Origin of the sequence: Ensifer sp. Root1252 (assembly GCF_001425885.1) — a bacterium.
Taxonomy (GTDB): Bacteria; Pseudomonadota; Alphaproteobacteria; order Rhizobiales; family Rhizobiaceae; genus Ensifer; species Ensifer canadensis.
This window is the reverse complement of sequence record NZ_LMDT01000023.1, coordinates 52,963-74,059: the sequence shown is the minus strand read 5'-3', so window position 1 is coordinate 74,059 and position 21,097 is coordinate 52,963. Positions and strand designations below refer to the sequence as shown.

The 21,097-nt window shown below is 61.6% G+C and carries 18 protein-coding genes; 14 read left to right on the top strand and 4 right to left on the bottom strand.

All coding sequences use genetic code 11. The annotated features are described in order from the left end of the window. The first annotated feature begins 88 nt into the window (after window positions 1–88). Window positions 89–2,524: a DNA topoisomerase (ATP-hydrolyzing) subunit B gene (gene gyrB / locus ASD02_RS21595; protein ID WP_057206475.1), complete on the top strand. Its 2,436-nt coding sequence runs from the start codon at window positions 89–91 to the stop codon at window positions 2,522–2,524. A 166-nt stretch (window positions 2,525–2,690) separates the two neighbouring features. Here the strand turns inward: gyrB and ASD02_RS21590 are convergent, their stop codons facing one another. Further along, window positions 2,691–3,287 carry a nitroreductase family protein gene (locus ASD02_RS21590; protein ID WP_025425315.1) on the bottom strand — a complete coding sequence of 199 codons (597 nt, stop codon included), beginning with the start codon at window positions 3,285–3,287 and terminating at the stop codon, window positions 2,691–2,693. Between the two features lie 276 nt (window positions 3,288–3,563). On the opposite strand from ASD02_RS21590, the gene gabD reads away from it, so the two are divergent. Beyond that, window positions 3,564–5,018, top strand: coding sequence for an NADP-dependent succinate-semialdehyde dehydrogenase (gene gabD / locus ASD02_RS21585; RefSeq protein WP_025425316.1), 1,455 nt, complete (start codon window positions 3,564–3,566; stop codon window positions 5,016–5,018). Window positions 5,019–5,127: 109 nt separating this feature from the next. Further along, window positions 5,128–5,934 carry a 4-hydroxy-2-oxoheptanedioate aldolase gene (gene hpaI, locus ASD02_RS21580; RefSeq protein ID WP_025425317.1) on the top strand — a complete coding sequence of 269 codons (807 nt, stop codon included), beginning with the start codon at window positions 5,128–5,130 and terminating at the stop codon, window positions 5,932–5,934. Here the strand turns inward: hpaI and ASD02_RS21575 are convergent. Next, window positions 5,928–7,016 carry a D-mannonate oxidoreductase gene (locus ASD02_RS21575; RefSeq protein WP_025425318.1) on the bottom strand — a complete coding sequence of 363 codons (1,089 nt, stop codon included), beginning with the start codon at window positions 7,014–7,016 and terminating at the stop codon, window positions 5,928–5,930. The two genes, hpaI and ASD02_RS21575, sit on opposite strands and share 7 nt — an antisense overlap. Before the next feature lie 20 nt (window positions 7,017–7,036). After that, complete coding sequence (locus ASD02_RS21570; protein WP_025425319.1) at window positions 7,037–7,915, bottom strand: GntR family transcriptional regulator; 879 nt, start codon at window positions 7,913–7,915, stop codon at window positions 7,037–7,039. Window positions 7,916–8,184: 269 nt separating this feature from the next. Here ASD02_RS21570 and ASD02_RS21565 point away from each other — a divergent pair, with 269 nt between their 5' ends. The 9 genes from ASD02_RS21565 to ASD02_RS21525 all read left to right on the top strand — a co-directional run bounded on the left by ASD02_RS21565 (window position 8,185) and on the right by ASD02_RS21525 (window position 18,860). Then, a complete protein-coding gene (locus ASD02_RS21565; RefSeq protein WP_057220847.1) occupies window positions 8,185–9,690 on the top strand; it encodes an altronate dehydratase family protein in 1,506 nt (501 codons plus the stop codon). A 40-nt stretch (window positions 9,691–9,730) separates the two neighbouring features. Then, window positions 9,731–10,750: an aldo/keto reductase gene (locus ASD02_RS21560; RefSeq protein ID WP_057220848.1), complete on the top strand. Its 1,020-nt coding sequence runs from the start codon at window positions 9,731–9,733 to the stop codon at window positions 10,748–10,750. A gap of 236 nt (window positions 10,751–10,986) precedes the next feature. Further along, window positions 10,987–11,976: an ABC transporter substrate-binding protein gene (locus ASD02_RS21555; RefSeq protein WP_025425322.1), complete on the top strand. Its 990-nt coding sequence runs from the start codon at window positions 10,987–10,989 to the stop codon at window positions 11,974–11,976. A gap of 110 nt (window positions 11,977–12,086) precedes the next feature. Beyond that, window positions 12,087–13,640, top strand: coding sequence for a sugar ABC transporter ATP-binding protein (locus tag ASD02_RS21550; RefSeq protein ID WP_057220849.1), 1,554 nt, complete (start codon window positions 12,087–12,089; stop codon window positions 13,638–13,640). Window positions 13,641–13,679: 39 nt separating this feature from the next. Beyond that, complete coding sequence (locus tag ASD02_RS21545) at window positions 13,680–14,657, top strand: ABC transporter permease (protein WP_057206480.1); 978 nt, start codon at window positions 13,680–13,682, stop codon at window positions 14,655–14,657. Between the two features lie 31 nt (window positions 14,658–14,688). Beyond that, a complete protein-coding gene (locus tag ASD02_RS21540; RefSeq protein ID WP_057206483.1) occupies window positions 14,689–15,711 on the top strand; it encodes a zinc-binding alcohol dehydrogenase family protein in 1,023 nt (340 codons plus the stop codon). A 331-nt stretch (window positions 15,712–16,042) separates the two neighbouring features. Further along, window positions 16,043–17,317, top strand: coding sequence for a polyhydroxyalkanoate depolymerase (gene phaZ / locus ASD02_RS21535; RefSeq protein ID WP_025425326.1), 1,275 nt, complete (start codon window positions 16,043–16,045; stop codon window positions 17,315–17,317). A gap of 148 nt (window positions 17,318–17,465) precedes the next feature. Continuing rightward, the gene (locus ASD02_RS21530) at window positions 17,466–17,894 is read left to right on the top strand and encodes a DUF2852 domain-containing protein (RefSeq protein WP_025425327.1); all 429 of its coding nucleotides are present in this window, start codon (window positions 17,466–17,468) and stop codon (window positions 17,892–17,894) included. 210 nt (window positions 17,895–18,104) lie between these two features. Then, window positions 18,105–18,860 (top strand): SprT family zinc-dependent metalloprotease, encoded by a 756-nt coding sequence (locus ASD02_RS21525; protein ID WP_025425328.1) that lies wholly within the window; start codon window positions 18,105–18,107, stop codon window positions 18,858–18,860. Window positions 18,861–18,872: 12 nt separating this feature from the next. Here ASD02_RS21525 and ASD02_RS21520 read toward each other — a convergent pair whose 3' ends face one another. Continuing rightward, window positions 18,873–19,073, bottom strand: coding sequence for a YqaE/Pmp3 family membrane protein (locus ASD02_RS21520; protein ID WP_025425329.1), 201 nt, complete (start codon window positions 19,071–19,073; stop codon window positions 18,873–18,875). 131 nt (window positions 19,074–19,204) lie between these two features. Between ASD02_RS21520 and ASD02_RS21515 the strand changes: the two genes are divergently transcribed. Beyond that, window positions 19,205–19,879, top strand: coding sequence for a phosphoribosylanthranilate isomerase (locus ASD02_RS21515; RefSeq protein WP_025425330.1), 675 nt, complete (start codon window positions 19,205–19,207; stop codon window positions 19,877–19,879). Next, on the top strand, window positions 19,876–21,096 hold the full coding sequence (gene trpB / locus ASD02_RS21510; protein ID WP_025425331.1) for a tryptophan synthase subunit beta: 1,221 nt from the start codon (window positions 19,876–19,878) through the stop codon (window positions 21,094–21,096). The genes ASD02_RS21515 and trpB overlap by 4 nt, the downstream gene beginning before the upstream one ends. The last annotated feature ends 1 nt before the right edge of the window (window position 21,097 follow it).

Sequence of the window (21,097 nt, the reverse complement as noted above, 5' to 3'; positions counted from 1 at the left end):
GACAAATTTTCTATAGTCCGCGAGGCGTCCGAGACGTGATTCGCAACGAATCACCCCGTCCGAAGAACCTGGAAAGACCCGAAGCCGAATGACCGATATTCCTGAAACCGATACCGGCGCCGCCGCCGAATATGGTGCCGACTCCATCAAGGTGTTGAAGGGCCTGGATGCCGTACGCAAGCGGCCGGGCATGTATATCGGCGACACCGACGACGGCTCCGGTCTGCATCACATGGTGTACGAGGTGGTCGACAACGCCATCGACGAGGCTCTCGCAGGCCACGCCGATATCGTCACGGTGACGCTCAATGCCGACGGCTCGGTGACGGTAACCGACAACGGCCGCGGCATCCCGACCGACATCCACAAGGAAGAGGGCGTCTCGGCGGCCGAGGTCATCATGACGCAACTCCACGCCGGCGGTAAGTTCGACCAGAATTCCTACAAGGTTTCCGGCGGTCTGCACGGCGTTGGCGTTTCGGTGGTCAACGCGCTGTCCGTCATGCTGCGGTTGAAGATCCGCCGTGCGGGCAAGATCCATGAGATGAGCTTCACCCACGGCGTGGCTGACAGCCCGCTGAAGGTGATCGGCGACGCCGGCACCGATACCGGCACCGAAGTGACGTTCCTGCCGAGCACAGACACCTTTACCAAGACGGACTTCGACTACGGCACGCTCGAGCATCGCCTGCGCGAACTCGCCTTCCTGAATTCCGGCGTGCGCATCGTCCTGACCGACAAGCGCCATTCGGACGTGCGCCAGGACGAGATGATGTATGACGGCGGCCTTGAAGCCTTCGTTGCCTATCTCGACCGGGCCAAGAAGCCGCTCGTGCAGAAGCCGGTTTCGATCCGCGGCGAAAAGGACGGTATCACCGTCGAAGTCGCGATGTGGTGGAACGACAGCTACCACGAGAACGTGCTCTGCTTCACCAACAACATTCCGCAACGCGACGGCGGCACGCACATGGCCGGTTTCCGCGGTGCGCTGACCCGGCAGATCACCTCCTATGGCGAAAGCTCTGGTATCACCAAGAAGGAAAAGGTCACGCTGACCGGCGACGACTGCCGCGAAGGCCTGACCGCCGTTCTCTCGGTCAAGGTGCCGGATCCGAAGTTCTCATCGCAGACCAAGGACAAGCTGGTTTCCTCGGAAGTTCGTCCGGTGGTCGAAAGCCTCGTCAACGAAGCCTTGAGCACCTGGCTGGAGGAGCATCCCTCCGACGCCAAGATCCTTGTCGGCAAGGTCGTCGAAGCGGCCGCCGCACGCGAGGCGGCGCGCAAGGCACGCGAACTGACGCGCCGCAAGGGCGCGCTCGACATCTCCTCGCTGCCGGGCAAGTTGGCGGACTGCTCCGAACGCGATCCGGCAAAATCCGAAGTCTTCCTGGTGGAGGGTGATTCGGCAGGCGGTTCGGCCAAGCAGGGACGCTCGCGCGAAAACCAGGCGATCCTGCCGCTGCGTGGCAAGATCCTGAACGTCGAACGCGCGCGTTTCGACAAGATGCTTTCGAGCCAGGAAATCGGCACGCTGATCACCGCGCTCGGCACATCGATCGGTAAAGACGAGTTCAACGCCGACAAGCTGCGCTACCACAAGATCATCATCATGACGGACGCCGACGTCGACGGCGCCCACATCCGCACCCTGCTGCTCACCTTCTTCTTCCGGCAGATGCCGGAGCTGATCGAGCGCGGCCACCTCTATATTGCCCAGCCACCGCTTTATAAGGTGACGCGCGGCAAGTCCGCCCAGTACCTGAAAAACGAGCAGGCGCTGGAAGATTACCTGATCTCGATGGGCCTCGAGGAAGCTACGCTGGAGCTTGCTTCCGGTGAGGTTCGCGCCGGTCAGGACCTGCGCGAAGTCATCAACGATGCGTTGCGCGTGCGTAACCTGATGGATGGTCTTCACTCGCGCTACAATCGTTCGATTGTCGAACAGGCAGCCATTGCCGGCGCCTTGAATGTCGAACTCAACGGCCAGCGCGAACAATACGAGCAGGTCGCGATCGAAGTGGCGCGCAGGCTTGATGTGATCGCCGAAGAGACTGAACGCGGCTGGACCGGAGCGGTCACCGCCGAAGGCGGTCTCAAGCTTGAACGCATGGTTCGTGGCGTCAAGGAAGTCGCCATCCTCGATATGGCGCTGATCGGCTCGTCCGACGCCCGCCACATCGACCAGCTGACATCGAAGCTCAAGGAGATCTATTCCGCGCCTCCGGTGCTTCGCCGCCGCGATGGTGGGCAAGATATCAGCGGCCCGCGCGCGCTTCTGGATGCAATCTTCGCAGCAGGCCGCAAGGGTCTGTCGATGCAGCGTTACAAGGGTCTTGGCGAGATGAATGCCGAGCAGCTCTGGGAGACGACGCTCGATCCGAACGTGCGTTCGCTGCTGCAGGTTCGGGTGAACGACGCGACGGACGCGGATGGCCTGTTCTCGCGCCTGATGGGCGACGAGGTCGAGCCGCGCCGCGACTTCATCCAGGAAAACGCGCTGAGCGTCGCCAACCTCGATATCTGATCGCAATACGATCAGCCGCACTTCTAATGATCCCGGTGCCGCAAGGCACCGGGATCTTTTTTGTCTGGAGTGTCTCCGGCTTAAACTGAGACGCAGAAACGCTCTATCTCTTTGTTTTTGCGCACTTCCTGGCGGAAGACCGTTCCGCACCTTTCTTGGAAAGGCTCTATTCCCCCTTGAACCGGCCTTCGAAGGCCAGTTCGGCAAGCGGCTTGCGTTGGCTCGGCTTTTCCCGCTCACGCAGATCGTCCGGAAGCGTCGAGGGGTCGGCAAGCCGGCCGATTGCTACCGCCGCCTCGACCCGGTAGTGCGCGGGCACGCCAAGGCTCGTCATCGCCTTGTCGCGATCAATGCCCGCCATTGCATGCGCGTGCCAGCCGGCAGCGGTTGTCTGGAGCGCAAGGCTGAACCAGGCGGCGCCGGTGTCGAAGGCATGGGTGTAGGCGGCCCGCATCTCGCCGGTGGCTGCCTGCGTGTGCGTCTTGGAGATAACGATCACCAGGGCTGCGGCATGCTTCGCCCAGCGCTGATTGCTCTCGTTGAGAATATCCAGCAGGCGCGCGAAATGCTCGGTGCCGCGGCGGGCATAGACGAACCGCCAGGGTTGGCTGTTGCTCGCCGAGGGTGCCCAGCGGGCGGCTTCGAGCAGTGAGAGCAGTTCTTCTTCGCTGATCTCCTCCTGGGTGAACGCACGTGGCGACCAGCGTTTCAGGAACATGGTGTCGATCGGGTGGTCGGCGGTTCTGTGATTGCTTTCCGTCATGAACATACCTCTTTTATCGTATCGGGAATCCCGTGGGAGGAGCGCGCCGCCGTCGATGACGATTGCCGTCGTTAGCGAGACGTAGGGCGAGATTCGCTGCGGACGCTACATGGGATCGAGGAGCGATGAAACCGGCTTTGCGCGCGGATCGTCGGTCCTTTTGTCGGCCCGATCCGGTGCTAAAACGGAATATGCAGAAACGGCGTTTCGGGTGATTGTCGAGATCGATAAAAAAGTTGTATAAGTTCTGTAGATTTTTCTGAGAGAGGACGCGCGATGACTTTTAAGGACCCGTCACTGTTTCGCCAGGCTGCCTTGATTGGCGGCGAATGGATCGAAGCGGATGCCGCCAATGCGATCGATGTGGTGAACCCGGCAACGGGCGAACTCGTCGGCCGCGTACCGAAGCTTGGAGGCAAGGAAACCAAGGCGGCAATCGAAGCGGCGCGTCTGGCGCAGAAGGGTTGGGCTGCCCGCACCGCCAAGGATCGCGCCGGTGTGCTTCGCCGCTGGTTTGAGCTGATGATCGAGAACAAGGACGATCTCGGCCGCATCCTCACGCTCGAACAGGGCAAGCCGCTGGCAGAGGCGACCGGCGAAATCGTCTATGGCGCCAGCTTCGTCGAATGGTTTGCCGAAGAGGGCCGTCGCATCTACGGCGACCTGATCCCAGGCCATCAGCCGGACAAGCGCATCATGGTGATGAAGCAGCCGATCGGCGTCGTCGCTGCGATCACGCCCTGGAACTTCCCCAACGCGATGATCACGCGCAAGGCCGGCCCGGCCTTTGCCGCCGGTTGCGCCATGGTGTTGAAGCCGGCGTCGCAGACGCCGTTCTCGGCCCTTGCCATCGCCGTTCTTGCCGAGCGCGCCGGCCTGCCCAAGGGGCTCTTCAGCGTCGTGACCGGCTCGGCCCGCGAAATCGGTGCCGAAATGACCGCCAATCCGGTGGTGCGCAAGCTGACCTTTACCGGCTCGACCGAGGTCGGCGCCGAGCTCTATCGCCAGAGCGCCGGCACGATCAAGAAGCTCGGGCTGGAACTCGGCGGCAATGCGCCGTTCATCGTCTTCGACGACGCCGATCTCGATGCGGCCGTGGAAGGCGCATTGATCGCCAAGTTCCGCAACAACGGCCAGACCTGCGTCTGCGCTAACCGTATCTACGTGCAGGACAAGGTCTATGATGCCTTCTCCGACAAGCTGGCGGCGGCCGTTGCCAAGCTCAAGATCGGCAATGGTCTCGACCAGGGCGTCATCCTCGGCCCGCTGATCGACAAGGCGGCACTGGAGAAGGTGGAAGAGCATATCGCCGATGCCACCGCCAAGGGCGCGCGCGTCATCCAGGGCGGCAAGCGCCATGCGCTCGGCGGCACCTTCTTCGAAGCAACGGTTCTGGCCGATGTCACCCAGGCGATGGCAGTCGCCCGCGAGGAAACCTTCGGCCCGGTCGCGCCGCTGTTCCGCTTCAAGGATGAGGCCGATGTCGTCGAACAGGCCAATGACACCGAGTTCGGGCTGGCCTCCTATTTCTATGCCAAGGATCTGGCGCGGGTGTTCCGCGTGGCCGAGGCGCTGGAATACGGCATGGTCGGCGTCAACACCGGGCTGATCTCCACGGCGGAAGCACCGTTCGGCGGCGTCAAGCTCTCGGGCCTCGGCCGCGAAGGTTCGAAGTACGGGATCGAGGAGTTTACCGAGATCAAATATGTCTGCCTCGGCGGCATCGCCTGACGCATTTGCAGTCCGATACAATCTGATCGCGAAACCGGCCGGAAAGCTCTGGCCGGTTTTTTCGTTTGCCGGTACAGAAGTTGACGTCGTGAAAAGAGGAGATGACGCGATGCCGGCACCAACCAACCCCTTCAAGGCCGCCCTTCGCGAGCAGCGCTTTCAACTCGGGCTTTGGGTCGCGCTGGCGAGCCCCTATGCGGCCGAAGTCGTCTCCAACAGCGGTTATGACTGGCTGTTGATCGACGGCGAGCATGCGCCCAACGACCTGCCGCTGTTGTCGGCGCAGTTCCGGGCAGTGACAGCATCCGCCAGCCACCCGATCGTTCGCCTTCCTGTCGGCGATACCGCGCTGATCAAGCAGATCCTCGATGTCGGCGTCCAGACGCTGCTGATCCCGATGGTCGAAAGCGCCGAGCAGGCCAGGGAACTTGTTCGAGCAACCCGCTATCCGCCGCATGGCATTCGCGGTGTCGGCGCGGCACTGGCGCGTGCATCGCAATTCGGCCGGATAGCCGACTATCTCCACACCGCAAATGACCAGATCTGCCTTCTCTTGCAGATCGAGAGCCGCGCCGGCCTGGCGGCGATCGATGAGATTGCCGCTCTTGAAGGCGTCGACGGCCTGTTCATCGGACCGTCGGATCTCGCCGCGGATATGGGCTATCTCGGCAGCCCAGGACACCCGGATGTACGGGCGGCGATTGTCGATGCCTTCGCGCGCATCGACAAGGCCGGAAAAGCGCGCGGAATCATGACGCTCGATCTCGCGCAGGCACGCGAGTATCGCGATCTCGGGGCCGATTTCATGGCGATCGGCACCGATGTCACATCCCTGGTTCGGGCGACACAGGCGCTGCGCCAGGAATTTACCGACGAGCAGGGGCATAAACCCGACAAGCTGGAATCCGGCTACTGATCGCAGATCGCGCTGAGCATCGGCATGGCAACTTCAGGGCTCCAGCGCCGGAGCTCGGCAATCCGTCGCACGATCTTTTCAGTGTGATGGTTGGCGATATCGCCCATGCGATGGTCAAGGAACGGATTTCGGAAGCGGTCGAGCGTCGTTGCGACATAGGCACTCGCCTGTCGCCCGAGGCCCTTGGCGGCAAAGGCAGGAACGACTTCTTGTGCGTAGATATCCTCGAGCCGCCTGGCGACGTCCGCATCGGCAAGGATCTGCCGGACTGTTTCGTCGGGATCGCGGCCCTGCCTCAGCCAGATATCCGCGAGCACCGTGTGGCCGAGGTTGAGGATATGAAGCTTCAATTTTTCGTAGTGCGTCAGGTCGTCGACCAGTATCACGCATTCGTGCGCGCAAGGCGCTCTCAACCCCCGCTGTTTCTCGATCGCCCATAAAGCGTAGGGTTCGGCCACGGCGCCGGCGGGCTCGATCGGTTCCGAGACGATCCGGTCCACCAGCGTGTTGGCCCAGATTATCGCGTTCGCCAGCCAGAACACGAATTGCGGGTCGCCGAGGCGCTCGCGCGCGAGCTCCAGCACGATGGCTTTCAGCACGTCGCCATTGCGCGACACCAGTTCGCACGGAAGGATGGTCAGCGGTTTGCCGCCGGCATCGAAGCGGGCTTTCAAAAGCAGGAGAAGTTTGCCGGGAAAAGACAGCGGCACGTATGTCGACAGGTCGTCGCCGGAAACGTCGTAGCCGGTATCACCGGTGTTCGAGATCAGGAATTCGGCCTCGTCCGCCACGATATGGCAAACAGCATCCCAGTTGTCGTTTGTTGACACGGCCCGGACGACGCTCTTGACCCGCTCGATCTTGTCCACCGGCTTGCCGTCGGCAAGGCCACGGATCATCACGGGATAACCATCGGGTTGCGTCAGTGCCACCAGGCGTCCCGACCGTTCCGCTGAGCCGGTCGTCTGTACCACCGTGATCCGCCCCGGTGCTTCCTGCCTTTCCAGCGCCTCGCTGATGAAGAGATCGGCATGCGCCTGAAGAAAGCGGCTCGTTCCAAACTGCACAAATGGGGTCTTCATGCCGGTGCTCCGGTAGCTGGCTATGGAATGGATTGCAGCAGGGTCTCGCGTGCCGAGCGCAGGTGTCGCCGGCAGGCTTCCTCGGCACGTTTTGGATCGTGAGACCTGAGCGCTTCGATGTAAGCAAGGTGCTCTTCAAGCGCGCGCGCATTTCGCTGCCGCGCGTTGGTCTTGTTCCATTGGTAGTGATAGTGGAACACGATCGAGATGATGTCGTAGAAATCGACGATGAAACGATTGCTCGACGACTTGTGCACCAGGAGGTGGAAGCGCTCGTCGAGTTCGGAGAATTCCTTGTAGCGGTTGTCGATGTCGGCCAGGATTTCGTGGTGCAGCGCCTCGATCCTGTTCAGCTCCTGCCAGGCCGGATGGCTGTCCGGCAGCGCAACGAAACTTGCAGCCGAGCGAAGCTCGAACATCTCGCGGACCTCGGTCAGTTCCAGCGCAAACTCGCGGGTGAAACCTTTGAGGATCCAGTGGCTGTTCGGTCGCTTCTCGATCAGCCCGAACCGGCTGAAGCGGATCAGGAACTCCCGCACGCTCGTGGTACCGGCGCCGATCTCGCGTGCCAGCTCCAGTTCGTTGATCTGCATGCCAGGCTCGGCGCCGCCGGCCAGAATCCGGCGCATGAAGCTGCGCTCGATGATCTCGGCCAGCGAATCCGTTTCCTCCGTCGGGAAATAGTCGTCCGGTTGCGGCTGGCGCAGCACGATCTTCTTGCGCTTGTCCCAGGTGATCAGCTTCGCCTCTTCGAAGCGGCGGAGAATGGCACGCACCGTCGTCCGGCTCACGCCGAGCACCTGACCGAGTTCCGGCTCGGAGGGCAGGGAAGATGTCTCCGCCAGCACTTTCAGGCAGCGGTTATAGGCATCCTTGAAGACGGTGTTCTGTTTTGCCATTGCCAGGATCCGGACGGTTGGGGTTGCGCGAGCGATGAGCCGCTGATCGGAAGATCAGCTTTCGTCGGCCGCCGATCTAACCTGCCGGCGCGCGCTTGTCTTTGGCTCTCGCACCAAAATCATGACGTTTCTCCCCTGTTGCTGCTGTGCCTGCGGGCGGGCGGCGCTGTCTCGTTTCATAATACCCATTGACGGCGATCTGTCTATTGTGGATAAAAGACAAATAGGCCCTTCTCAAAATCGCAGCAGTTTTCACGGAGAAATTCAGAGTGTCTGTGCCGTCTTCAATCCTTCTGGCTCCTGAGGACAATGTGGCCGTGGCGACGTTGGCAATCGCTGCCGGCGAGGCCCTGCCGGGCGGAGTTCGCACCGCCACGAAGATCGATCTGGGGCACAAGGTCGCCATACGGCGGATTCGTGCGGGCGACCCCGTGGTCAAATATGCCCAGGCGATCGGACGCGCGACCAGCGATATAGAAGCCGGCGAGCATGTCCATTCCCACAACCTCTCCTTCGATCAGGATCGCTTGGCCATCAGTCCACAAGGCGCGCCGGAAGAGGCGAGCGCCGCCGACAGGGCGCGCACCTTCATGGGCTATCGGCGCAAAGACGGACGGGCGGCGACGCGCAACTATATCGGCATCATTGCCAGCGTGAACTGTTCCACCACCGTCTGCCGGGCAATCGCCGAGGAGGCCAACAGACGCATCTTGCCGAAATATGATGGCATCGACGGATTCGTGCCGATCGTGCATGACCAGGGTTGCGGCATGTCTTCGACCGGCGACGGCATGATGAACCTGCACAGGACCTTGGCGGGCTACGCGCGCCACGCCAATTTCGGCGGGGTGCTGATGGTCGGGCTCGGCTGCGAGGTCAACCAGTTGACGCTTTACGGGCAGAGCGGAGCCGGGCAGGAAAAGCGCCACTTCAACATCCAGGAGGCCGGCGGATCCCGACGCTCGGTCGAGCGTGCACTCGGCATCCTCGATGAAATTGCCGAGGAAGTCGGCAGGCAACGTCGCGTCGCCATTCCGGTCAGCGAAATCATCGTCGGTCTGCAATGCGGCGGCTCGGACGGGCTGTCTGGCATCACCGCTAACCCGGCGCTGGGAGCGGCGGTGGATATCCTGGCGGCTGCCGGTGGTACCGCCATCCTTTCCGAAACGTCAGAAATCTACGGCGCCGAACATCTGTTGCGCAGCCGTGCCGCCAGCGCGGCGGTCGCCGTAAAGCTCGACGGGCTGATTGTCTGGTGGGAAAACTACGTCGCGCTGCATGGTGCATCGCTCGACAACAATCCTTCGCCGGGCAACAAACGCGGTGGCCTCACAACCATTCTGGAGAAGTCGCTGGGTGCGGTCGCCAAGGGCGGGCGCTCACCGCTCAATGCGGTTTACGGCTATGCCGAACGCGTCACTGAACACGGGCTCGTCTTCATGGATACGCCCGGCTACGATCCGGTGTCGGCGACCGGCCAGGTGGCCGGCGGAGCCAATGTCATCGCCTTTACCACCGGCCGCGGCAGTTGTTTCGGCTGTCGGCCGGCACCGTCGATCAAGCTGACCAGCAACACCGCGCTGTTCCGCGCGATGGAAGAAGACATGGACATCGATTGCGGCGTGATCGCATCCGGCGAGGCGACGATCGCCGACCTCGGTCGCGAGATCTTCGATCTCATCATCGATACCGCTTCGGGAAAGAAGACCAAGAGCGAACTCTTCGGCTACGGCGACAACGAATTCGTGCCCTGGCATCTCGGGGCAACACTCTGATGATGTGAGCTTGCGCATCCTAGGAGGGAGGAGACAGGGAATGCAGACGAGAAAGATCGGTCGAACCGACCTGCCGGTGACCGAATACAGCTTCGGCGCCGCCGGACTTGGGGGGCTCTACCGCGAATGCACGCGCGAAGCGGCGATCGAAACGCTGGACGCCGCTTGGGGCTCTGGTTTGCGCTATTTCGACGTCGCACCCTATTACGGGCTCGGTCTTGCAGAGCGGCGGGTCGGCGATTTCCTGCGCGACAAGCCGCGCGGTGACTATGTGCTGTCCACCAAGGTCGGACGGCTGCTGCATCCCGTGCCTGAAGGCGCCGTGCCGGACTATTCCTACGTCAAGGCGCTGAACTTCGACGTGCGTTACGACTACAGCTACGATGCCATCATGCGTTCGGTGGAATTCAGCTATGCGCGCCTCGGCCTCAATCGCATCGATATCCTCTATCTCCATGATATCGGCGTCTACACGCACGGTGTCGCCCGCAACGCCGTCTATCTCAGGCAATTGCTGGATTCCGGCCTTAAGGCGCTGGAGGAACTAAAGGCTGGTGGCGTGATCGCGGCCTATGGGCTTGGCGTCAACGAGGTTCCGGTTTGCCTGGAGGTGATGCGCCGTGCCGACATCGACTGCATCCTGCTTGCGGGGCGCTATACGCTGCTTGATCGTTCCGCAGTCGCCGAACTCCTGCCGCTCTGCGAGACAAAGAAGACGTCGCTGATCGTCGGCGGTGTGTTCAACTCGGGCATCCTGGCGACTGGCCCGGTCGATGGCGCGCATTTCGACTATATGCGAGCAAATGCCGAGGTGCGCGAAAAGGTCGGCGCGATGGAACGCATTGCCCGGGAGCGTGGTGTGCCGTTGGCCGCTGCCGCCATGCAGTTCCCGCTCGACAATCCGGTGGTTGCCTCGGTCCTGCTTGGGACAGCGAAACCGGAAAGCTTGAGGCGCAACATCGATGCGCTGCGGCATCGTATGTCAAAGGACGATTTCTCGGCTTTCGAGCCCTACACGCTTGTGGCGCCGGAGCTTGGATTGGAGGCAGTCCGGGCCTGATGCTTGAGGGTGCCGAGCCCGCGGGTCCTTGCAGGCACAACCCGAATTTCACATAACGAAACGTAATCTGGGAGGAGACAGTGCAGTCACGTAAATCGCAGCAACGACTGCTTGCAAAGCGGACAGCGTTGTATTAGCGTTTCAATATGTTTTTTATCGATAAAAGATCGATATGCAAGCACCTGGCGAATCGATCTCCATAAGGTGGAACGAGGTGCACTGAGAGGAGAACCCCAATGAGCATAGCCAAGCACATTCTTTCCCGCCGTGCCTTCACTGCCCTGGCCGGCGCGACGATGATCGCCGCGATGGCACCCGTCGCGTCCTTCGCGCAGGATGTCACGATCCCGATCATCGTCAAGGATACCACGTCCTTCTACTGGCAGATCGTGCTGGCCGGTGCGCGCGCGGCCGGCAAGGATCTCGGCGTCAACGTTCCCGAGCTCGGCGCCCAGTCCGAATCCGATATCAACGGTCAGATCAGCATCCTCGAAAACGCCGTTGCCGGTTCTCCGGCTGCCGTGGTGATCTCACCAACCGAGTTCAAGGCGCTGGGCAAGCCGATCGACGAAGCTGCCAAGGCGGTTCCGATCATCGGCATCGACTCCGGCGCCGATTCCAAGGCGTTCTCCTCGTTCCTGACGACCGACAACGTTCAGGGTGGCAGGATCGCGGCCGATGGTCTGGCTGCAGCGATCAAGGAAATGTCGGGCAAGGAAGAAGGCGATATCGCCATCATCACCAGCCTGCCGGGCGTCGGTTCGCTCGATCAGCGCCGCGAAGGCTTCCTCGACCAGATCAAGACGAAATATCCGGGCTTCAAGGTCGTGGCCGACAAATATGCCGATGGCCAGGCAACCACCGGTCTCAACATGATGACCGACCTGATCACCGCCAACCCGAATCTCGTCGGCGTCTTTGCCTCCAACCTGATCATGGCACAGGGTGTCGGCCAGGCGATTGCCGAAAACAAGCTCGGCGACAAGATCAAGGTGATCGGCTTCGATAGCGACGAGAAGACTGTCGGCTTCCTCAAGGAAGGCGTGCTGGCCGGCCTGGTCGTTCAGGATCCCTACCGCATGGGTTATGATGGCGTGAAGACGGCGCTTGCGGTCTCGAAGAAGGAGAAGGTCGAAGCCAATGTCGATACCGGCGCCAATCTGGTGACCAAGGCCAACATGGCTGAACCGAAGATCGACGCACTGCTGAACCCGAAGGTCAATTGACGGCAATCGGCGGCAGGCGCGAGCATTGCCTGCCGCCGAGAATACGGTTGCCAGCGGCCGGATACGAGGACCGGCCGCTGGCAGTCTGTGCGATTGGGAGGAGTGCGCAGATGCCAGGTCTCGATGAGGTCAGCGATAACAAGAGCGACGGTTTGAGGACGGCTGCCCGCCACCCAGTGCCGAGGGGCGAACCGATCCTGGAAATGCGCGCGCTTCAGAAGAAATATGGCGCCGTCGAAGCGTTGAAGCCCGCCTCCATCACCTTTCTATCAGGAGAAGTTCACGCCATCGTTGGTGAAAACGGTGCCGGAAAATCGACACTGATCAAGCTTTTGACCGGCGTCATCCGGCGCACGTCTGGCGAAGTCTATTGGTGCGGCAAGCCGGTCCAGCTCGACAATCCTCAAGAAGCGATTGCGCGCGGAATCAACGCCGTGCATCAGGAGGTGGTGCTATGCCCGCACTTGAGCGTCGCCGCCAACATGTTCCTCGGCGACGAGATCAACAGCGCCGGCCTGATGCGCAAGCGCGCCATGACCGAGGCGGCCCAGAGCGTCCTTGACGATCTCGGTTTCAACCTGCCGGCCGCGGCGGCGCTCGGCAGCCTGACGATCGGCCAGCAGCAGTTGGTCGCGACCGCTCGCGCCGCCATGCGCGGCACCCAGTTTCTGATCTTCGACGAGCCGACCGCCTATCTGACCCGTCAGGAATCCGCGCAACTGTTCCGACTCATTCGCCGGCTACAGGGCGAAGGTGTGACGATCGTCTATATCAGCCACCGCATGGAGGAAGTCTTCGAGCTGGCCGATCGTGTGTCGGTGCTGCGCGACGGCACCCACGTCGGCACGCGAAAGATCGGCGAGACCAACGACGCCGAACTGATCACCCTGATGATCAATCGCACCATCGAGCAGATCTACCACAAGGAACACTTTCCGGCCGGCGAAGTGATCGTCGAGACCCGGGGCTTGAGCGGCCCCGGTTTCGCGGATGTGTCGCTGACCGTTCGCGCCGGCGAGATCGTCGGCCTCTACGGTCTGATCGGTGCCGGACGCAGCGAGTTTGCGCTCGGCCTCTATGGTCGCCATGCATCGACTGCGGGCGAGGTCTACTGGCAGGGGCGCAAGGTCAATATCGCCAACGAGCGGATCGCGATAGACCTCGGCATTGCGTTGGCACCGGAAAGCCGGCGCGATCAGGGCCTCTGCCTCAATCTGCCGATCGGCCTCAACATCAACCTGCCGATCTTCAGTCGGCTGACGCGCGGGCTGACGATCAACCGTCAGAAGGAAATCGAGAATGCGGATCGGCAGATCAGGGATTTGAAGATCAAGACGCCATCGCGCCGCGTGCTTGTCTCGGCGATGTCCGGCGGCAACCAGCAGAAGATCGTCATCGGCAAGTGGCTGAGCCACGGCGCCAAGCTTTTCATCTTCGATGAGCCGACGGTCGGCGTCGACGTCGGCACCAAGGCGGAAATCTACCGGTTGTTCGCCCGGCTTCTGGAAAACGGAGCGGGGATCATCCTGATCTCCTCCTACCTGCCTGAAGTCTACGAACTGTCCGATCGCCTGCACGTGTTTCGCCGGGGACGGCTGGTCGCCAGCCACGACTATCACGCGGCAAGCCACGAGGAAGTGCTGACACAGGCGATCGGTATCTGATCGCGACAATGACAATCAAGAAGAAGCAGGAGGACGACGATGAGTGCTGATACGGTCGACAGCGGAGCCGGCCCCGCGCCGCGGAAAGGCGTGAGCATCCTGTTCGGGCTCACGCTTCTCGGGCTCCTGCTTTTCCTCTGGCTGCTCTTGGGGCTTGCCACCAACAGTTTCTGGACGCCGAACAACATCAGCAACCTGTTGCGCCAGGGCGCCATGACGGCGATCCTTGCGGTCGGCCAGACCTTCGTCATCATCACTGCGGGCATCGATCTTTCCGTGGGTGCCGTTGTCGGCTTCACCAGCGTGATCGTCGCCTGGCTGCTTGCCGCCGGCGTGCCGCTCTGGATTGCGATCATCCTGACGCTCGCCTTCGGCGTGCTGATCGGCGCCTTCCACGCCTTCGGTATTGTCCGCATGGGTCTGCCGCCGTTCATCATCACGCTTGCAACCCTGACCTCGCTGCGCGGCATCGGACTGTTGATCACCAATGGCTCGACGATCTCGATCACCAACGAGGCCTTCACCAATTTCTCCCGCGCCAACTTCCTCGGGGTACCCAGCCTGTTCTGGATGGTGATCGTGGTGGCGATCCCGGCCTATGTCTTCCTGCACTTGAGCCGCTTTGGCCGCTATCTCTTCGCCGTCGGCTCCAACAGTGAGGCGGCCCGCCTTTCCGGCGTCAACGTGCATCGCACGATCTATCTTGCCTATATCCTGTCCTCGACCTGCGCGGCCTTTGTCGGCCTGCTGCTCGCCTCCCGCATCGGCATCGGCAACGCCACGCAAGCCGAAGGCTGGGAGCTGCAGGCGATCGCCTCGTCGGTCATCGGCGGCACCAGCCTCTTCGGCGCGGTCGGCTCCGTGCACGGCCCGCTGCTTGGCGCCTTCATTCTCGCCACGATCAACAATGGCGCCAACCTGCTCAACGTCAATTCGTTCTGGCAGCGCATTATCACCGGCGTGCTCATCATCGTGATCGTCTATTTTGATCAGCTCAGGCGGCGCGGCGCGCGCTAGGCGCCGGCCCTGACAACATGCGGAAAATGACATGAAAGCCGTCCTCTGCCCGGAACCCGGCCGCCTGGAGATTGTTGAACGCGCGCCCGCGCCCGCCCCATCGGCCGGGTGGGTGCGGGTTGCCGTCAGCCATGTCGGCATCTGCGGCACCGACTACCACATCTTCGCCGGCAAGCACCCGTTCCTGGAATATCCGCGAGTGATGGGGCATGAGATCTCCGCGACGGTAATTGCCAACGGACCGGCGACGACGATCGCGCCGGGAACGCCTGTGGTGGTCAACCCCTACCTTTCCTGCGGCGACTGTGTCGCCTGCCGCCGGGGGAAGCCGAACTGCTGCACGGCGATCAAGGTGCTCGGCGTCCATACCGACGGAGCCTTCTGCGAGGAAATCCTCGTTCCCGAGGGCAATCTTTATCCGGCGATCGATCTGTCGCCAGAGGCGGCAGCGACGGTGGAATTCCTCGCTATCGGCGCCCATGCCGTGCGCCGGGCTGCGGCCCCTGCCGGCGTTCGTGCTCTGGTGATTGGCGCCGGGCCGATCGGGCTTGGAACCGCCATCTTCTCGCGCATCGCCGGCCATGCGGTGACGCTGATGGATACCAGCATCGAACGGCTGGCGTTTGCGACCGACCGGCTCGGTTTCGGTTCCGGCATCGTTGCCGACGAAGCGTGCGTTCGGCGCGTCGCCGAGGCGACCGGGGGCGATGGTTTCGATGTCGTCTTCGATGCCACCGGCCATGGCGGTTCGATGGAGGCTTCCTTCGGCCATGTGGCTCATGGGGGAACACTGGTGTTCGTCAGCGTCGTCAAGGACAGCATCCGTTTCTCCGATCCGGAATTTCACAAGCGGGAAATGACGTTGATCGGCAGCCGTAACGCCACGCGCAAGGATTTCGACCATGTCGTAAATTCGATACGCGAGGGGCTGGTGCCGGTGGAGCGGTTGATCACCCACCGAACGACGATGGACGCGGTGGTCCACGATCTGCCGCGCTGGGCGCATGAGAAGTCGGGCCTGGTCAAGGCGATCGTCCGGATAGCGGCGGCGTGACGACCCGTTCTGCTGCGATGCGAGAAAGCGGATCGGCGGCCAGATATCGAAAGCCGGCCGGAGATAGTAAGACGCCTTCGCCGAAATCCGCGATTTTTGACGAAAACGCGACTTTTCGGCCAGCTCCGAGCAAGTCCGTTTGTTAATTGTCAGTAATCCGGGCGCATTCTCGCAGAAGTCGCTTGTCTAGAACCGAAACGGGTATACTTGTTGCAGTGCACAAGAAACATGGTAGTCTGGCAGGGATTGCGGACACCAAGACAAACAATCGCAAGCTTGCGTCCGACTGGGAGCGGCGTTGTCGTTGATTGAACCAAGGGGTACGCTTCCTATGTTCTACCAGCTCTATGAATTGAATCATGCCATGATGGCGCCGTGGCGAACGGCGGCGGATGCCATGCGGCTTGCTTTCAGCAATCCGATGAACCCGATCTCGCACACCTATTTCGGCCGCGCGACGGCGGCTGGCCTCGAGGTCTTCGAGCGGTCGACGCGCCGCTACGGCAAGCCGGAATTCGGCCTTCCCGAAACGCTGATCGACGGCGAGCCCGTTGGCGTTCACGAGCGCATCGTCTGGCGCGAGCCGTTCTGCAATCTGATCCATTTCGAGCGCGCGCTTCCCAAGGGGCGGGCTGCCGATCCGAAGGTGCTGATCGTCGCGCCGATGTCGGGCCATTATGCCACGCTCTTGCGTGGAACCGTTGAGGCCCTGCTTCCCCATTCCGACATCTACATCACCGACTGGATAGACGCGCGCATGGTTCCCTTGAGCGAGGGCACCTTCGATCTCGACGACTACATCGACTACGTCATCCAGATGCTGCACTTCCTCGGACCCGACACCCATGTCATCGGCGTCTGTCAGCCCGCCGTTCCGGTGCTTGCCGCCGTCGCCCTGATGGAAGCGGCTGATGATCCGCTGTCGCCGGCGTCGATGACGCTGATGGGTGGGCCGATCGATACGCGCATCAACCCGACAGCCGTCAATCTGCTGGCCAAGGAACGGCCGATCGAGTGGTTCCGCGACAACGTGATCATGCCGGTGCCGTGGCCGCAGCCGGGCTTCATGCGCATGGTCTATCCCGGCTTCCTGCAACTCTCCGGCTTCATGTCGATGAACCTCGACCGGCATCTGATCGCCCATAAGGAATTCTTCGCCCACCTGGTGAAGAACGACGGCGATGCGGCCGAGAAGCACCGGGATTTCTACGATGAATATCTTGCGGTGATGGATCTGACGGCAGAGTTTTACCTGCAGACCGTTCAGGTCGTCTTCATGCAGCATGCCTTGCCCAAGGGCGAGATGATGCATCGCGGTCGCCGGGTTGATACCACGGCGATCAAGAAGGTGGCCCTGCTGACGGTCGAAGGTGAGAATGACGACATTTCCGGTCTCGGCCAGACGAAGGCGGCGCAGACGATCTGCACCAACATCCCCGAGCACATGCGGATGCACTACATGCAGCCGGACGTCGGCCACTACGGCGTCTTCAACGGTTCGCGTTTCCGTCGCGAGATCGCGCCGCGCATCGTCGCCTTCCAGCGCGAGCACGCACGCCACGCAAAGCCGGTAAAGCAGCTGATCAAGGGCGGCAAAACCGCCTGATCCCCGTAAAATGCGGGCTTTTGCCCGCTTAGAGTCAAGGGTTTGTCCGATTCCGGGGAAGGGCGTCTTGTAGTCGAAAGCCCGCCTTCCCACATCGTTTTCACCGGGCCGCAATGGGTGGCCCGGGTGATTGCGAGGAATCCTGAAGATGAACCAATCTGCATTGATCCGTCCGGATTGGACGCCCGCGACCATTGCATTGATGGTGCTCGGTTTCGTGGTCTTCTGGCCTCTCGGCCTGGCCATGCTCGCCTACATCCTCTTCGGCGAGAAACTGAAAACGTTCAAGAAGGACGCCAACAGCACGGTCGATGGCATGTGCTCCGCCTTCAAGCGCGGCAATCGCGCCAACTGGACGCAGCATCATCGCACCGGCAACGTCGCCTTCGATGACTGGCGCCAAGCCGAGCTTACCCGCCTCGATGAAGAGCGTCGCAAGCTCGATGAAATGCGCGAGGAATTCGATTCCTACGTGCGCGAGCTTCGCCGCGCCAAGGACCAGGAAGAGTTCGACCGCTTCATGCGCGAACGCCGCAACGGCGGTTCCGGACCGGTAGCCCCGTTCGAGGCAAACTGAGTGACGAAAAAGACATCCGGTGTTTCACATGAAACGCCGGATGTCGCGATCAGCCATGCGGGCCACGTGTCTCTCTCGATGAGAAAACGGGCCGATCCTTATCGATCATCAGGCGCTTCGATCATCAGGCACTGGCAATTCCCTGGATCGTTGATGCCTTAGGGAATTATGCATTAGCCGAAAAGACCGCGAATCGGATAGAAAGCCGTCATGTTCCCTTCTTTCACGCGGCGGCGCATTCCCCCGGCTCCTGTCGACACGACCCGAGAAATCGAAGTCGCGGGCAAGATGCTTCCGCTAACCATCCGCCAGAATTCGCGCGCCACACGAATGACGCTGCGCATCGAGCCCGGCGGTCGGGCGCTGAAGCTGACGGTTCCGCAAGGGCTGGCCGATCGGGAGGTAAACGCCTTCCTCAACCGCCATCAGGGCTGGTTGATGACAAAGCTGGCGCGGTTTTCCGGCGAAAGCCAACTGGAAGAGGGCGGCTCGATCCTGATCCGCGGTATCGCGCATCGGATCGAAAGGTCAGGAAAAATCAGAGGTTTGACCGAGGCAATCATCGTCGGCGAAGACGCGATATTGCGTGTCAGCGGCGGCGAGGAACATCTGCGCCGCCGCATCGTCGACTTTCTCAAGAAGGAAGCGCGGCACGATCTCGATCGCCTGGTCGCGGTCTATGCCGGCCGGATCGGCCGGCGGCCCAAATCGCTGAGCCTGAAGGACACGCGCAGCCGCTGGGGCTCCTGTTCGGCCGATGGCGCCCTGAGCTTCTCATGGCGCATCGTCATGGCGCCGCCGAAGGTCATCGCCTATCTCGCAGCACACGAAGTCGCGCATCTCCAGGAGATGAACCACGGCCCTCAATTCTGGGCGCTGTGCGAAAAGCTTTGCCCCGACACCAACGATGCCAAGCGCTGGCTAAGGCGCAACGGCACGATGCTGCACGCCATCGACTTCGACTGATTTGCTTTGGAATTAGCCGCGGCTGGGGCCGGCGAGTGCCGCCTGAATTTTCTCGTCTGTCTTGTACTGGCTAAGCGCATAGACCGACCAGATCGCTGCCGGTACCCAGCCGATCAGGGTAATCTGCAGAATGAGGCAGATGATGCCTGCAAAGGGACGGCCGATGGTGAAGAACTGAAGCCAGGGAAGAATGAGGGCAAGCAGCAGACGCATTCGTCTCTCCGTTGTGATAGAATGCATATGGTGAGCGCACGCCGACACCGCAATGCCGCACCCTCTGGACGACGGTGTGCAGGGTGGTTTTTGGCTCGACTCCAGCGACATTTCATGCAAGGTCGCTTCTCATGAAAACCGAAGTGAAGATATGCGGGCTGAAGACCGCGGAAGCGGTGGATCGCGCAGTTGCGCTCGGCGCAACGCACACGGGGTTCATCTTTTTCGCCAAGAGCCCGCGCAACCTGGAACCCGATGACGCTGGCCGCCTGGCGGACAGAATCCGAGGCAAGGCGAAAATCGTCGCCGTGACCGTCAATGCCGACAATGACGATCTCGATGAAATCGTCGCCGCGCTTAATCCGGACATTCTGCAGCTGCATGGCAGCGAGACGCCCGACAGGGTGCTCACCGTCAAGGCGGTCTACGGCCTTCCGGTGATGAAGGCCCTGTCGATCCGCGACGCCGACGATCTGAAAAAGGTCGAGCCCTATATCGGGATCGCCGACCGCTTTCTCTTCGATGCAAAGCCCCCAGCAGGATCGGAATTGCCCGGCGGCAACGGTGTTTCCTTCGACTGGAAGCTGCTCGATGCGCTTGACGGCAGCGTCGATTACATGCTTTCCGGTGGTTTGAACGTGAACAACATCGGTGAGGCCCTGGCGCAGACGCGCGCCCGCGCCATCGATACCTCCTCCGGCGTCGAGAGCGCGCCGGGCGTCAAGGATCTGAAGCTCATGGAATCGTTTTTCGATGCCGTTCGCCAGGCGGAGGCGGTTACGGCACGGTCAGGGAGCAAGACGTGAACGAGGCGCCAAAACTGAATTCCTTCCGGGCGGGCCCTGACGAAGACGGCCGTTTCGGCATTTTCGGTGGCCGCTTCGTTGCTGAAACCCTGATGCCGTTGATCCTCGATCTGCAGGCCGAGTGGGACAAGGCAAAGAACGATCCGGCCTTCAAGGCCGAACTCGACAATCTCGGCGCGCATTATATCGGTCGCCCGAGCCCGCTCTATTTCGCCGAACGGCTGACCGCAGAACTCGGCGGCGCCAAGATCTACTTCAAGCGCGAAGAGTTGAACCACACCGGTTCGCACAAGATCAACAATTGCATTGGCCAGATCCTGCTTGCCAAGCGCATGGGCAAGACGCGCATCATCGCCGAAACCGGCGCCGGTCAGCACGGCGTGGCCTCGGCCACCGTCGCCGCCCGCTTCGGCCTGCCTTGCGTCGTCTACATGGGCGCGACCGACGTCGAGCGTCAGGCGCCGAACGTCTTCCGCATGAAGCTTTTGGGTGCCGAGGTGAAGCCGGTGACCGCCGGCAACGGCACGCTCAAGGATGCGATGAACGAGGCGCTGCGCGATTGGGTTACCAATGTCGACAACACCTATTACCTGATCGGCACGGCTGCCGGTCCGCATCCCTATCCGGAAATGGTCCGCGACTTTCAGGCCGTCATCGGCCAGGAGGCGAAGGAACAGATGCTTGCGGCCGAAGGCCGGCTGCCCGATCTCGTCATTGCTGCCGTCGGCGGCGGTTCCAATGCGATCGGCATCTTCCACTCGTTCCTTGACGACGAAGGCGTGAAGATCGTCGGCGTCGAGGCTGGCGGCAAGGGGCTCGACGGCGACGAGCATTGCGCGTCGATCACGGCCGGTTCGCCGGGCGTGCTCCACGGCAACCGCACCTATCTGCTGCAGGACGGCGACGGACAGATCAAGGAAGGCCACTCGATTTCGGCCGGCCTCGACTACCCCGGCATCGGCCCGGAACACTCCTGGCTCAACGATGTCGGCCGCGTCGAATATGTGCCGATCATGGACCACGAGGCGCTGGAGGCATTCCAGATGCTGACCCGCCTTGAAGGCATCATCCCGGCGCTGGAGCCCTCGCACGCCTTGGCCGAGGTCATCAAGCGTGCGCCGAAGATGGGCAAGGACGAGATCATCCTGATGAATCTCTCCGGTCGCGGCGACAAGGACATCTTCACCGTCGGCAAGATTCTGGGTATGGGGCTATAAC